Raw genomic sequence first — 14,146 nt, forward strand, 5'->3', positions numbered from 1 at the left:
TAAAAATAAGTGGATATGCCTTCTTTCTTCACCTGTACTATTTTTCTAAAAAAATCACTATAAATAAAATCCCCAAAAAAACATAAAAAAAGCACTTTACCTTATTGACTCGAATATAAATATTATGTTATTATATAAAATTTGACATTTTTACATACGTATGCTATCATTAAAAGTGGTTACCACATATGGAGGTGGATGATTTGTTTCAAATTGGTGATAAAATCGTTTATCCAATGCACGGTGCAGGAATTATCGAAGCAATTGAAGAGAAAGAAATATTAGGTACTTCACGTCAATATTGTGTGATACGCATCATTAGTAAAGATATGCAAGTAATGCTTCCGATGGAACAATTAAAAAAATCAGGTATTCGTTATATCGTTGATCGAGGTACGTTAGATGATATACTTCTTGAATTTCAAAACGGGGAGTCAGACCCATCACTCTCATGGAAACAAAGATATACAATGAATATGGAAAAAATGAAAAATGGCAATTTACAAGATAGCGCAGAAGTGGTTCGGGATTTACTTCGCCGTAATAAAGAGAGAACATTAAATGCGAGCGAAAAACAAATGCTAGATAATGCCCGAAAAATGATGATTAGCGAAGTCGCGCTCGTACAAAATGTTACTGAACATCAAGCAACAGAATTTCTTCAAGATACAATTAATCATTAAATTTAAAATAGCTGAACGCTATTTTTTTTATAAAAAGGACAAAGAGATAAAACTCTTTGTCCTTTTCATATTACCCACGCCCAGCTTGAAACGATGGATATAACGTCATTCCACCATCTGCAAATAGCGTAATTCCCGTTACATAACTCGCCTCTGAAGAAGCAAGCCAAGTTGCTACTGCTGCAATTTCTTCAGGTTTTCCAATATAGCCCATCGGTATCATACTTTCTACGTCAGCACGCTGCTTTGGATCAGCAAATTTTTCTGCATTTATCGGCGTATTAATTGCACCTGGCCCAATATTATTTACTCGAATACCTTTTGACGCATATTCTAGCGCTAACGTTTCTGTCATCAGTTTAATACCACCCTTACTTGCTGCATAGTGCACAAATAGTGGCCACGGAATTTTCTCATGAACACTAGACATATTAATGACAGACCCTTTAATATCATGTTCTACAAAATATTTAATCGCTTCACGACTTCCTAAAAAAGCACCTGTTAAATTTGTATTAATTACCCTATTCCAATCTTCAAGCGGCATTTCATGCGACGGTACCGCGTTTTCTATCCCTGCATTATTAATCATAACGTCAAGCGTACCAAACTCTTTCACAGCAGATTGAATGAGATTCACAACATCTGATTCGACCGTTACATCACCTTTTACAGCAATCGCTTCGCCGCCTACCTTTTTAATTTCTTCTAACACACCATTTGCTTCTGATTCTCGTGAGCGATAATTAATAACCACTTTCGCTTTTTCCTTAGCAAACCTCACTCCCATCGCTCTTCCGAGACCAGTTGCTGATCCTGTAATAACGACAACTTTCCCTGCTAAATCACTATACATTTCTATACCTCCTTTAACTTTTGGCTATACCTAACATAATTCCGGCTGCAATAATAAAAACGATACCGACAACGATACCCGTTAATTGGCGTTTCGTTTTCTTTTCACCTAATATAAGAATCCCACCAAGCGTGGAAATAATAATTCCCATTTGCGATAGCGAGAAACTTGTTGCGACTCCAACACGCGGCTGCGAAATGAATAAAAACATATTTCCAGCTGCCCAAATTAATCCTGGAATAATATTTCGGATTGCATATTTATTAAATGGCTGATGTTTAAAGGTAAGCAAAATCCCACCTAACACCATACCAACTGCTTGTGGCAACAAAGCTGACCAACCATCTACGTTAAATAGTCTAATCACTACTACGTAAACTAAATAACCGACTGTTGAAATTAATAAAATTACGATACCTCTTTTAAAGTTTGCTGCTTGCTCTGCATTTTTTTCTTCTTCACTTTGAAGCGATGTTAAAATAACACCGATAATAATACAAACGAGCGCTAAAATCCCAAGGACGACCGATATTGTCGTGGACCATTCATGAAATACGATAACGCCAAATAAAGTCGTCGCGACTAATTGAAGTCCTGTTGAAATTGGCATCGTCCTCGAAACACCCATTAAATCAATACTTTTTAATTGATTCGCCTGACCAAGCGCCCAAAATAAACCTGAAACAACTCCAACTCCAATAACGGTAGGTGTTAATACTGGCTTCATAAAAATATAAACAACAATTGAGAAAATAAGTGCTCCAAACGTTGTTCCGAGCGTTTGACTATACGGTCCCCCGCCCAGTTTTACATTAAATAGCACAATACTTCCCCAAAATATAGCTGGTAAAATTGCTAAAAATATATCCATCGCCCATTACCTTTCTCTGTAAAATGTCATAAATTGAAACTTTAATCATCCCGCAAAATAGCGGAATAAGTTACCACTCTCAATCATTAGAATGAGCTTTCATTTTTTCTTTTTTGCGAGCACAAATCTTTTCTACAACATCATTAGAAACATTCTTTTCTCGCTCCACATTTTTTACCTTTATATGATCTAAATAATCCTCCAAAGTAAGTGTAACTTTGTCATTTGGGGGATTATGCGCCCCTTGAAAAGTAAGAAATTGTAGCGTTACTTCAAATCTAGGAACAAATTCATCTTTCCTGCCGAGACGCTTTATATTTATAACTGAATCACATTCATATTGATCTTTTGTCACTTGTCTAATAACCGAATAGTACCTATTCAATAAAGCACTCTCTAAAAGCTGTTCCCTTGATTCTTTCGCGAAAGAATCACTTGGAGAAGAGAAAAAGATAGAACATATCACTGTAATAATTACACATATTTTTTTCATAACGTCCTCCTTATCCTATAAGTTAGTGTTCTCAAAAACGCCATAAAAAAACGACTTCCCCTACTTAGGAAAGTCGTTTTCATGAATCCAATATTAACCACCACTCACTGGTGGAATTAGTGCAACAACATCACCAGATTGGACCCTGTCATCTTCATTTGCGTATTCTTCATTAATCGCAACCATAATTGGCTCTGAAACTGGTACATTATATTCTTTCGCAACAACATCTTTTAACTCTGCAACCGTAATATTTTCTTTCTCTATTTGTAATTCACTTGTCCCTGCTTCTTCTTGCAAGTGCGCAAATAACAATACTCGAATCATACTTATAGCTCCTTCCCAGGCTCTCCCGCCGGATATGGTGTTTTTTCTAATTGATCACCAATCCATGAGTCACCATCTTCCCAAAACTCCTTTTTCCAAATCGGAACAATTTGTTTTATGCGTTCCATAATATATTCGTTCGCTTCATAAGCCGCTTTACGGTGTGGTGTTGAAACAGCAACAACAACCGCTATATCAGAAATTTGCAACGTACCGATGCGATGTGTAATCGCAACATATGTATCCGGCCATTTCTCTTTCACTTCCAGGCCAATTTTCTCTAGCATCTTTTCTGCCATCGTCTTATAAGCAACATACTCTAAGTATAATGTACGACGCCCTTTCGTAAACTCTCTAACGGTTCCAATAAATGTTGTAACAGCACCGCATTCACGTCGAATCACTTTCTTCGTTACCTCTTCAATCGAGATTTCTGTATTAATTACTTCATAATATGTATTTGTCATTTCGCACTCCTAACCGTTTGTAAAAACCAGTCTATGTACAACTCTTCTTCTGTTATATGAAATACTTTATATTCTTCTCGTATATTTGCCGGGGCATCATACCACGTAATAATCGCTACTATATTTTCTACTTTATGTAAAAGCTCAACGTCTTCCGCAGAACGAAGTAACACTACTTTCGGGTAGTTCTCTTTTTTATAGCCCTCTATTAAAATTGTATCCACTTCAAAAAACTCATATAAGCGAATAATTTCTTGCAAGGACCATTTCTTTCTTAGTGAAGAAAGTGAAAGCAATCCAGCACCTTCTACACTACTTACGACAGCACCAGCTTTACGGTGTCTTTCGCTATCTTTTTGCGCTACTTCTGGAAAACCTCCGTGCCCGTGATGTTTAATGGTAGCAACCTTCATTTCCCGTTCAGCTAATGCATGCACTATTTTCTCCACAAGCGTTGTTTTTCCGCTATTTTGATATCCTACTATTTGTAAGATTGAAGTGGCTTTGCCCATGGCCAATCACATCCCTCAGAGTGCTCTAACAATAATACAGATACTTTCATCCCGGTCTCAAATCCTCTCGTTCCTCCAGGTAACACAATAAAAGCATTCGCATCTGCAAGTGAAGATACTGCACTCGATTTATCTAAACCGACCGGCATCGCTTGTAACGCCCCGTCCACAATCGTTACGTTTGCTCTTACGAAACGAGTAAATGGATTTGGCTTTGGAAAATCTTTTTGTAAAATAGCATCCGCTCTATATACGTGAGGTTCCTTCGCATACAAATACGTTTTTATAATTGGTTGCACAAATAATTCAAAGCCTACATAACAAGCAGACGGATTTCCTGATAAACCGAAAAGTAACTTCCCATCAAATTCAGCTACTGTCGTTACACTTCCAGGTCTCATGGCTATTTTATTAAAGAGTACATTCGCCTGTAACCTTTCATAAATAGCTGGTAAGTAGTCATAATCTCCTACCGATACACCGCCAGTTGTAATTAAAATGTCGACCTCATCCATCGCTAATTGAATAGCTGTAAAACATGCATCTAACTCATCCGCGAGTTGACCATAATAACGAACTTTCCCGCCAGCTTTCATAATTTGAGCTGCGATCATATACGAGTTACTATTTCTAATTTTCCCCGGTTCTAACGGCTCATGTACTTCTAATAATTCACTCCCTGTCGTTACAATACCGACAACAGGCTGTTTTATAACTTTCACAGTGCTATATCCAAACGTTGCTAGTAAGGCCGCAACTCCTGGATTAATTGCCACACCTTTCTTAACGAGAACTTGATTTTGTTTTATATCTTCTCCTTTAAACGACACATTGTCACCGTTATTAAAAGGGCGTTTTAACTTCATATATGTTTTTCCGTTCTTCTCAAATCCTTCTGTCAGCTCTAGCATTACAACTGCATTGCAATCTTCTGGAATAGCTGCTCCTGTCATAATTCGAATCGCTTCAAAAGCTCCTACTTCTTCTAAAAAAACAGAACCCGCCCCGATCTCTCCTATTACTTCAAATTCAACTGGATTCTCTTGGGTTGCTCCTTTCGTATCTTCTGCTCGAATGGCGAAACCGTCGTAAGGGGAACGATCAAAATGAGGAACGTCATGATCTGAGACAACATCTTCCCCGAGAATTCTCCCGTAACTTTCCGTAATAGAAATTTCTTCTACTTCACCATGCTTCGCATATTTCATTACCCGTTCTACTGCTTCAGCAACTTGAATTGGAATTCGTTTTTCTACCATCGTTTCTCACCTCATATTTGCAATTTTTTTTATCTCGATTAAACTTTATGTATTCAATAGAAATTACTTCAAGGAGGAATTCCATGTCTTCATTTACACATTTTAATGACCAAGGACGCGCAAAAATGGTTGATATAAGCGACAAAAAAGCAACCGTTCGAACAGCAATTGCGTGCTCTAGCATTGTCGTTACGAAAGAAATTTACGATAAAATCTCTCACAATGAAATTGGGAAAGGTGACGTATTAGCAGTTGCGCAAATCGCAGGCATTATGGCTGCGAAACGAACTTCTGATATTATCCCAATGTGCCATCCTTTATTATTAAAAGGTGTTGACGTTTCTTTTGATTGGAAACAATCAGAAGAACAATATCGTTTACTCATTGAAGTAAAAGTTAAAACAGAAGGTAGCACCGGTGTTGAAATGGAAGCTTTAACAGCTGCTTCCGCTACCGCTCTTACTGTGTATGATATGTGTAAAGCTGTCGATAAAGGTATGATTATCGGCGAAACATACTTACTTGAAAAAACAGGTGGAAAAAGTGGAGATTATACGAGAAATTCATAATCCTCTCTCCGTTGAACCTAAAGGATTTCCTTTAGGTTCAACCTATATATCTTGCATATAAACTTTTCGCTACATTCATATCATTCGTCCCATGAATGAACGCCCTGCCATCTGTAAATAAAACAAAACGATATTCTTCTACCGGAAATGATAATAGATAAGGTGTCGCCTTTATCTCTACACTTCTTTGTAAGCGCTTTTTAATTTCTTCTAAATTAAAATTCTTCCGCACACCCGGGCGAATTTGTACTGTATTTCGCCCACATAACACTTCTGTTTTTGTTTGTGCTTCAAATGTTAAACTCGGATATGTACGTAACCTTCCGCAAGATAAACAAGTATCTTTTTTCTGCCTATTCACTTTAAATGCCATCTGTTGATTATTCCAAAGATCAAATGATAACATCGTTTCACGAAGCGCCCCAAAGTCTTCTACTAATATTTTCAGCGCTTCCGTAATTTGATGCGCAACTACTAATTGTACTGCTGGTTGTATAATACCAGCTGTGTCACATGTTGCTCCGCTCGCCGGATGCTCCATTAAACAGCGAAAACACGGTGTTTTCCCTGGTAAAATTGTATACGTTACTCCGTAACTTCCGACACACCCACCATATATCCACGGAATATTATACTTTTGTGAAATATCATTAATAAGAAGACGCGTTTCAAAATTATCTGTCGCATCTAATATTAAATCTACATCACGCACTAGCTCTTCCATTTCTTGCACCGTTACATCCGTCACAACTGGATTTATTTCCACCTCAGAATTAATCGCTTGTAAATGTTCTGCAGCCGCTATCGCCTTCGGTTTATACTGCTTTGCATCTTCTTCCGTATATAGTTGTTGTCTTTGTAAATTACTCCATTCTACATAATCACGATCAGCAATCGTTACTTTTCCAACACCTGCTCTAACAATCGCTTCTGCATTTGCCGCACCGAGAGCACCAGCACCAATAATAAGCACATGCTTCTCTCTTATTTTTCTCTGTCCTTCTTCTCTAACACCAGAAAATAATATTTGTCTTGAATATCGCTCCTGCATGCGATAGCCCCCTTTCTTATCCTCCTATATAAGACATTTCGATTTTCGGACGATTTTTTGCACTTTCTTCTGTCCGTTCATCCGAATACCTATCTTTTCTATTCATCCATACATCTTGTATAACACTTAATAACTCCTCATCCGAAAGATTTCCTCTAAGAAGTTCTCTTACATTCAAACCCTCTGTCGCAAATAAGCACGTATAAAACTTTCCATCTGCCGAAATTCTTGCCCTCGTACAAGAGGCACAAAATGACTCAGAAACAGATGTAATAAAACCAACTTCAACATTTGTTCCAACGTACCGATATCGCTTCGCAACTTCACCAAAGTAATGGACTTCAGCTGGCTCAAGCGGATACACCTTATGAATCATCTCAATCAATTCTCGTTTTGTAACCACTTGATCAAAATTCCACCCATTTGTACTACCAACATCCATAAACTCAATAAACCTAAGCGTGATTCCTTGCTCTTTAAAATACGCAGCCATCGGAAGTACTTGTTGATCGTTCATCCCTTTTTTCACAACCATATTTACCTTTACTTCCAGCCCCGCCTCTTTAGCTGCTATAATTCCCTTAATCACCGGTTTCGTATTAATATTTCGACCATTAATATTCCTAAATATGTCGTCATCTATCGCATCTAAACTAACATTCACTCTATGTAATCCAGCTTCTTTTAATGCCTTCGCTTGTTTCGTTAAATGGATAGCATTTGTCGTTAACCCTATATCTATTAGCCCATCAATTTTCACGAGACGTGCAATCAGTTTTGTTAAATCTTTACGAAGCAGTGGCTCACCGCCAGTAATTCTAATTTTTCGTACACCGATGTTAACAAATAATTTTGCCAAACGCTCAATTTCATCAAAAGTTAGTAAAAACTCATCTTTCAAAAAAGCATAATCTGGCCCAAATATTTCCGCCGGCATACAATATGTACATCTAAAATTGCAACGATCAATGACAGATATACGTAAATCTTGAAGTGGGCGTCCAAAAAAATCTTTAACCATCTCCTGCATCGCCACCCTCCCTTTCTGCCAAATTTCTTTCTTTTCATTCTATTATAATATATTTTCGGACTGCGATGTTTTTGCCCAAGTGAATAAAGTGAAACTTTAAATAATTAGAGGGTATCCACTCCCCCTGGTTAACGAGGTTTACTTCCAGATACAAGGATAAAAAAACCTTGAAACATAAAAGTTTCAAGGTTTTCTGCTTATTAACTTAATCTAATAATCGTTAGAGTAGCCCCTGGCGTTGCCGTAGATAATGTAGCCAACGCAATTACTCCAAATAATTGTAAACTAACTGCAGCTCCAGCAGGCAAGTTAGCGATTATTGTTGCACTAAATGAACCTGCAGCCACTGCCGGAGAGTTTATCGTTCCCGCAAGCGGACTGCCATTTACAGTTATACGGGAACTTACAAGTAATCCTGCCGTTAAATTAATTGTATAGGCTATATAATAGTTTCCTGCATTCGCAACTGTAAATACAGTATTTCCACCACTAACGGTTATTCCTGGTCCAATATTTTGATTGTTTGGTAACGGAATATTCGTGCCACCTAACAAAACAGAAATAATACTTCCTGATGTATTATTCGCAAATGCATATGTTGCAGTTGTACTGACTCCAGTCGCCCCGGTCGCTCCTGTTGCTCCGGTTGCTCCAGCTCCGGTTGGACCAGTTGGACCTTGGATTCCTTGTGAACCTGTTGGACCTGTATTTCCAGTTGGTCCTTGGGAACCTGTTGCTCCAGTAGCCCCTGTTGGGCCTTGGATTCCTTGCGGGCCTTGAATTCCTTGTAGACCTGTCGCTCCTGTTGCTCCTGTAGCTCCCGTTGGGCCTTGTATCCCTTGAACTCCTTGGGGACCTTGTGCTCCCGTTGCCCCTGTGTCCCCTGTAGGACCTTGGGGACCTTGCAATCCTTGCACACCTTGTGGACCGGTTGGACCTATCTCTCCTTGTACCCCTTGTATTCCTGTTGGGCCTTGAGGACCGGTCGGACCTTGGATCCCTTGAATTCCTTGAATCCCCTGTGAGCCTTGTGCTCCCGTGGCTCCGGTTGCTCCTTGAATCCCTTGAGGGCCTTGTTCCCCTTGAATTCCTTGGGGACCGGTTGGACCTTGGATTCCTTGCGGGCCTTGGATTCCCTGTGGTCCTTGATCTCCTGTCGCCCCAGTTACTCCTTGTATCCCTTGCGGACCTTGTATCCCTTGCGGACCAGTTGGACCAATATCTCCTTGCACACCTTGTATTCCTTGAGGACCTTGTAACCCTGTCACTCCGGTTGCTCCCGTTTCTCCTGTCGCTCCTGTCACTCCAGTTGAGCCTGTCGCACCAGTATCCCCTGTTACTCCTGTCGCACCAGTTGCTCCTGTCGGGCCAGGTGGTCCACCCGATGGACCAGTTACTCCCGTCGGACCTGATGGCCCTGTTGGGCCGGACGGTCCTGCTGGTCCTCCAGAAGGTCCCGTTACCCCTGTTGCTCCCGTTATTCCAGTTGGGCCTGTAGTTCCTTCCCCTGTCGCCCCTGTTGCTCCCGTATCTCCTGTGGCCCCCGTAGGACCTTGTATTCCTTGTATTCCTTGTGGACCTTGCACTCCTTGGGCTCCCGTTGCTCCTTGAATGCCTTGTATTCCTTGAACTCCTTGTGGCCCCATTGGACCGGTTGGACCAATCGCCCCTTGAGCACCTTGCACTCCTTGGGGACCCTCTGGACCTGTTGCTCCTATTTCCCCTTGTATCCCTTGAATTCCAGTTGCTCCTTGTACTCCTGTTGCTCCCGTTATCCCTTGCACTCCTTGGATTCCCTGTATTCCTTGTGGACCTTCTGGACCTGTTGCGCCTACCGGTCCTTGAATGCCTTGTATCCCTTGCGGCCCCTCCGGACCCGTTGCTCCAGCTGGCCCTGGTACTCCTTGGATTCCTTGCGGGCCCTGAAGTCCCTCTGGGCCTTCTGGACCTGTTGGTCCTATATCACCCATCGGACCTTGTATCCCTTGAACACCTTGTGGTCCTGTTGCTCCTGATGGACCTGGTACTCCTTGAATACCTTGTGGACCTTGATCTCCTGTTGCCCCTGTCGCTCCTTGAGGTCCTATAGTCCCCTGTATACCTTGTGGACCTTGATCTCCTGTTGCTCCTGTTACTCCTTGAATCCCCTGAACCCCTTGGATTCCTTGTTCACCAGTTATTCCTGTCGGACCAGGAATACCTTGAATCCCCTGCGGTCCTTCTGGACCTGTTGGGCCAATTGGCCCTTGAATACCTTGTATTCCTTGCAAGCCCTGTGCTCCCGTACTTCCAGTCGGACCTGTAGTTCCCGTTTCTCCTGTTACACCTGTACTTCCTGTAGCCCCAGTATCCCCCGTTGCTCCAGTCGCACCTGTACTCCCACTCGGTCCGCCACCCGGACCTGTCGCACCAGTTGGCCCCGTCGGGCCAGGAGGTCCTCCAGATGGTCCAGTTATCCCAGTTGGGCCTGTTATTCCAGTCGGACCTGTTAGCCGCTGACCCGTTGCTCCGGTTGCACCTGTATTTCCACTCGGTCCTTGTGTTCCTTGTATCCCTTGTGCTCCTTGTATTCCTTGTGGACCAGTTGCACCCGGTAACCCTTGGACGCCTTGAATTCCTTGAGGTCCCTCAGGTCCTGTCGCTCCAATTGGCCCTTGCAATCCCTGTACCCCTTGTATACCTTGTGCCCCAGTCGCTCCCGTTGGACCAATCGGACCTTGTAACCCTTGCACACCTTGAGGTCCTGTCGCTCCAGTTTCTCCTTGTGGTCCTCTCAATCCTTGTGCTCCCTGCTGCCCTTCTGGTCCAGTTGCACCTATTGGTCCAACTGGACCTTGAATCCCTTGCACACCTTGAGGTCCAGTCGGACCCATCTCTCCCATTGGACCTTGAAATCCTCTCGGTCCTTGCGGTCCAGTCGAACCTTGTGGACCTGTTGGACCAGTAATCCCTATACCCGTAAATCCAGTTGGAACAGGAGGAAAAGTAGGACCAATAAGTTCTGGTGGAATTCTAAAATTAGATTGTTGTTTCCCTTTATTATCACGATTCTTCACACTTTCACCACCTACAAACCGTCTTTTTCATAATAAATAAACCTCTTCTTAATCTATTTACAAAAATAATCTCCAAGACTATTTTTATTTCAAATAAATAAAACTCCCTTAATTCCTTAAGGGAGTCCTGCAATTGAATCCATATTATCTGTATTAGGGACAGCTTGCGCTATACCCGATGTATTTACACTTTGCCCCATATTTGTTCCTGTTACAGTACCAGCAGGGGTGCCCCTTGTATATGTCGTCGTCACCGAATCTCCCGGCTGTAAACAAAGCTTCGTTTCTGTCCCTATTACTGTAACAACATCAATCCAAGTACACCCCATTGAACCACTATACGATTTCGTAGCAGTAAATGAAGTATCACTCAAATTATCACCTGTAAATATATTCCCAGTATTATTAACAATAACAAACTCTTTTATATGCGCAGGCATAATTACACTCTACCTTTCCTTTATGAACCTAACGTACGTGTACTCGTTGCCAAAGGCGGAAGAAATACCGATGTTCTAATCACCGCTTCTGGCTGTCTTTTTCCATTTAAAAAAATAGCCGCACTCGATCCTCCAGCTCCTGCATATACTTTCGCCACAGCTAAAGGCGAGATATCATAACAGTCACCAACATTAACAGCTCCTGTATTATTAATAATTTTTACTTTACGCAAATTAATCCCCATTTACCCCTCCTCCTTTTTTATACTGTATGCAAAAGAAAAAAACTTGAAACAGACTCGTTTCAAGTTTTTAACTATTAACTATTTCGTTTCACCTTCATATTGAAGCATACCGCCAACCATGTTCACTGTTTTAAATCCTTGCTCATTTAAATAATGACATACATTTTCACTGCGCATTCCTGAACGACAAATAAAGATATATTCATTCTCTTTATTAAAGAAGTCTACTTTATGTAGGATATCGCCCATTTTAATATGTACAGCTTCTGGAATCTTTCCTGCCGCTACTTCTTCATCTTCTCTTACGTCTACTAGAAATAACGTTTCTCCATTTTCTAAACGCACTTGTACCTCTTCTGTAGTAATTGTTTTAACTTCTGTCATATGTAGTTCCTCCTTATATACAATAAAACCTTTAGTTTCTTTTCCACAAACATTCTCTACCAATTTTAGCATGCAAAAGAAAGAACGCAAAGAATCGAAAAGCTATTTCTCAATTTTCTCGCAAAACTTATTCTTTACAAACATAACTAGCACATTGTATCCTCAATATACTTGTTTTATGAAAGGAGTCGATTAAAATGTCGCTTTTTCTTTTCATTATGGGCATTGTGTTCTTAATCGCTGCAATTATTGCACTTAGTATGCAAAATAATAAAAAGATAAAATCTCCCCAAGAAATGTCATTCTTATTTCTATTACTTAGTATAGCGTTCTTCGGCATAGCAATCGCTACATATATATTCCGTCTACAAATCATGTAAAAAAAGGTGCCTACTACACATATTGCACCTTTTTCACATAATTTATTTCCTACACAAAACTAGATACTTCCCGATTTAAAAATTCATAAACTTTCTTTTCAAATAAATGAATATCAAATGCTCCTGCCATATGCCCATTTATACTTTCTATCTCATACACTTCCGCATATTTTCCTTGTTTTTGCAAAATGTCTACCATTTTATAATTATAACGTGGCGGCTGAAGCAAATCTTGTTTGCACGGAATCATAAGTACATTCGCTTCTATGTTAGAAAGAGATTCTTCTAGTGAAGAAAACCCATGTGCAATATCATGCAATAAAACCGCCTTCGCAGTATACATCCATGAATTTGCATCTACTAACTCTATACTTCTATATGTCGCTTTATTTATCTCTTTTTCAAATGATGTTAATGTAGAAAACTTTTCATAAGGTTCTATATCTATACTATTACGAGGAAATGTCATTTCATAAAAATGCTCATCAAACGCGTTCATAAACATCATTCTATTTGCTAAATAAAGCCCCTTTATCGGCTGCTCTTCTCCATATTTTCCATCTTTCCAACTTGGATCTAGTTGAATTGCTTCAATCGCATTTTGCGCTACATTTACTGAGGTGATAATTGGATTTTGTGGATTCGTAATAACACCAATCATCCGCTCTACCATATGAGGATAGTGAATAGCCCATTGCTGTGCAATCATTCCTCCTGCTGAAGGTCCCATTACAGCGTGTAATCTGGAGATTCCTATATCTTTTATTAACTCATATTGCATACGAGCTACATCAAGAAATGTAAAAACCGGAAAATCCATTGCATATTCTTCTCCAGTTTCTGTATTAATTGATTTCGGTCCCGTTGTAATCACATATGGATTCTTCACCTGCACATTACAAAGATTATCTGTACATATAACAAAATACTTATTTGTATCAATTGCTTTTCCAGGTCCAATGAGCCCATCCCACCAACCAAGCTCCTCATCATGCACTGTATATTTCCCCGCTGCGTGACTTGTTGCACTAAAGTAATGACAAATCAAAATTGCATTTGACCTTTCTCTATTTAACGTACCATATGTCTCGTACCCCATTTGAACAGAAATTTCCCTACCATTTTCAAACGTAAATTCTTTTAAAACAAACTTCTCCTTTTTTACAATTTGCACAGACTCTCCCTCTCCCCGTTATAGTATGAACTGCTTACTAAAGGTTTTTTTCTATGTAAACCAATCTCCTCCTTCTTTTCATAAATAAATGAATAATATACAAAATTAGCCACAAAATAGCACTATATTACACAATTAAAGAGGGCATACATATGATTTGGAATTGGTTTCGTAAGAAAAAAAAATCAAATACAACAGAGGCAAAAGAAGCCGATAACTGGGAGCAGCAGTCTAACAATCCAGATGACGATAACAAAGAACAGACTAGAAGTATGAAACATACTAAAGGTAAAAATAACGAGCAAGATGACTCTTCTCAAGAGAAACAGCAAAACTCTAAGCAAGATGA

The 14,146-nt window shown here is 40.1% G+C and carries 17 protein-coding genes and 1 pseudogene; 4 read left to right on the forward strand and 14 right to left on the reverse strand.

The window, feature by feature from the left end; genetic code table 11:
- Window positions 1-188 precede the first annotated feature (188 nt).
- Entirely contained in the window at window positions 189-683 is a 495-nt protein-coding gene (locus MR167_RS17740; RefSeq protein ID WP_000451446.1) for a CarD family transcriptional regulator, read from the forward strand.
- 70 nt (window positions 684-753) lie between these two features.
- Here the strand turns inward: MR167_RS17740 and MR167_RS17745 are convergent, their stop codons facing one another.
- The 7 genes from MR167_RS17745 to MR167_RS17775 form a co-directional block, all read right to left on the reverse strand.
- Window positions 754-1,539 carry a glucose 1-dehydrogenase gene (locus tag MR167_RS17745; protein WP_000286680.1) on the reverse strand — a complete coding sequence of 262 codons (786 nt, stop codon included), beginning with the start codon at window positions 1,537-1,539 and terminating at the stop codon, window positions 754-756.
- Window positions 1,540-1,552: 13 nt separating this feature from the next.
- Window positions 1,553-2,410, reverse strand: coding sequence for a glucose uptake protein GlcU (gene glcU / locus MR167_RS17750; protein WP_000350863.1), 858 nt, complete (start codon window positions 2,408-2,410; stop codon window positions 1,553-1,555).
- A 79-nt stretch (window positions 2,411-2,489) separates the two neighbouring features.
- Window positions 2,490-2,903, reverse strand: a complete 414-nt coding sequence (locus MR167_RS17755; RefSeq protein ID WP_000717657.1) for a DUF3888 domain-containing protein — start codon at window positions 2,901-2,903, stop codon at window positions 2,490-2,492.
- A 93-nt stretch (window positions 2,904-2,996) separates the two neighbouring features.
- Window positions 2,997-3,230, reverse strand: a complete 234-nt coding sequence (moaD, locus tag MR167_RS17760; protein WP_000621773.1) for a molybdopterin converting factor subunit 1 — start codon at window positions 3,228-3,230, stop codon at window positions 2,997-2,999.
- Between the two features lie 2 nt (window positions 3,231-3,232).
- Entirely contained in the window at window positions 3,233-3,697 is a 465-nt protein-coding gene (moaE, locus tag MR167_RS17765; RefSeq protein ID WP_000185947.1) for a molybdopterin synthase catalytic subunit MoaE, read from the reverse strand.
- Entirely contained in the window at window positions 3,694-4,215 is a 522-nt protein-coding gene (gene mobB / locus MR167_RS17770; RefSeq protein ID WP_002081993.1) for a molybdopterin-guanine dinucleotide biosynthesis protein B, read from the reverse strand. The genes moaE and mobB overlap by 4 nt, the downstream gene beginning before the upstream one ends.
- Entirely contained in the window at window positions 4,179-5,468 is a 1,290-nt protein-coding gene (locus MR167_RS17775) for a molybdopterin molybdotransferase MoeA (RefSeq protein ID WP_000229702.1), read from the reverse strand. The genes mobB and MR167_RS17775 overlap by 37 nt, the downstream gene beginning before the upstream one ends.
- An 83-nt stretch (window positions 5,469-5,551) precedes the next feature.
- On the opposite strand from MR167_RS17775, the gene moaC reads away from it, so the two are divergent.
- Entirely contained in the window at window positions 5,552-6,037 is a 486-nt protein-coding gene (moaC, locus tag MR167_RS17780; RefSeq protein ID WP_000094146.1) for a cyclic pyranopterin monophosphate synthase MoaC, read from the forward strand.
- A gap of 37 nt (window positions 6,038-6,074) precedes the next feature.
- On the opposite strand, the gene MR167_RS17785 is transcribed toward moaC, so the two are convergent.
- The 6 genes from MR167_RS17785 to MR167_RS17810 all read right to left on the reverse strand — a co-directional run bounded on the left by MR167_RS17785 (window position 6,075) and on the right by MR167_RS17810 (window position 12,243).
- Entirely contained in the window at window positions 6,075-7,088 is a 1,014-nt protein-coding gene (locus MR167_RS17785; protein WP_001158115.1) for a molybdopterin-synthase adenylyltransferase MoeB, read from the reverse strand.
- Between the two features lie 16 nt (window positions 7,089-7,104).
- Window positions 7,105-8,118, reverse strand: a complete 1,014-nt coding sequence (gene moaA / locus MR167_RS17790) for a GTP 3',8-cyclase MoaA (protein ID WP_001157113.1) — start codon at window positions 8,116-8,118, stop codon at window positions 7,105-7,107.
- A gap of 200 nt (window positions 8,119-8,318) precedes the next feature.
- Window positions 8,319-11,174: a BclA-related collagen-like exosporium protein gene (locus tag MR167_RS17795; RefSeq protein WP_242315152.1), complete on the reverse strand. Its 2,856-nt coding sequence runs from the start codon at window positions 11,172-11,174 to the stop codon at window positions 8,319-8,321.
- A gap of 116 nt (window positions 11,175-11,290) precedes the next feature.
- A complete protein-coding gene (locus MR167_RS17800; protein WP_001110864.1) occupies window positions 11,291-11,614 on the reverse strand; it encodes a hypothetical protein in 324 nt (107 codons plus the stop codon).
- A gap of 20 nt (window positions 11,615-11,634) precedes the next feature.
- The gene (locus MR167_RS17805; protein WP_000512463.1) at window positions 11,635-11,859 is read right to left on the reverse strand and encodes a spore germination protein; all 225 of its coding nucleotides are present in this window, start codon (window positions 11,857-11,859) and stop codon (window positions 11,635-11,637) included.
- Window positions 11,860-11,937: 78 nt separating this feature from the next.
- Window positions 11,938-12,243 (reverse strand): rhodanese-like domain-containing protein, encoded by a 306-nt coding sequence (locus tag MR167_RS17810; protein ID WP_242315154.1) that lies wholly within the window; start codon window positions 12,241-12,243, stop codon window positions 11,938-11,940.
- A 197-nt stretch (window positions 12,244-12,440) separates the two neighbouring features.
- Between MR167_RS17810 and MR167_RS17815 the strand changes: the two genes are divergently transcribed.
- Complete coding sequence (locus MR167_RS17815) at window positions 12,441-12,623, forward strand: hypothetical protein (RefSeq protein WP_000051780.1); 183 nt, start codon at window positions 12,441-12,443, stop codon at window positions 12,621-12,623.
- A 49-nt stretch (window positions 12,624-12,672) separates the two neighbouring features.
- Here the strand turns inward: MR167_RS17815 and MR167_RS17820 are convergent, their stop codons facing one another.
- Entirely contained in the window at window positions 12,673-13,797 is a 1,125-nt protein-coding gene (locus MR167_RS17820) for a homoserine O-acetyltransferase family protein (RefSeq protein WP_242315155.1), read from the reverse strand.
- 152 nt (window positions 13,798-13,949) lie between these two features.
- Between MR167_RS17820 and MR167_RS17825 the strand changes: the two are divergent.
- Window positions 13,950-14,146, forward strand: a pseudogene (locus MR167_RS17825) (spore germination protein); the annotation flags it as partial.

The organism is Bacillus cereus group sp. BfR-BA-01355 (assembly GCF_022663675.1).
GTDB classification, from domain to species: Bacteria; Bacillota; Bacilli; order Bacillales; family Bacillaceae_G; genus Bacillus_A; species Bacillus_A thuringiensis_S.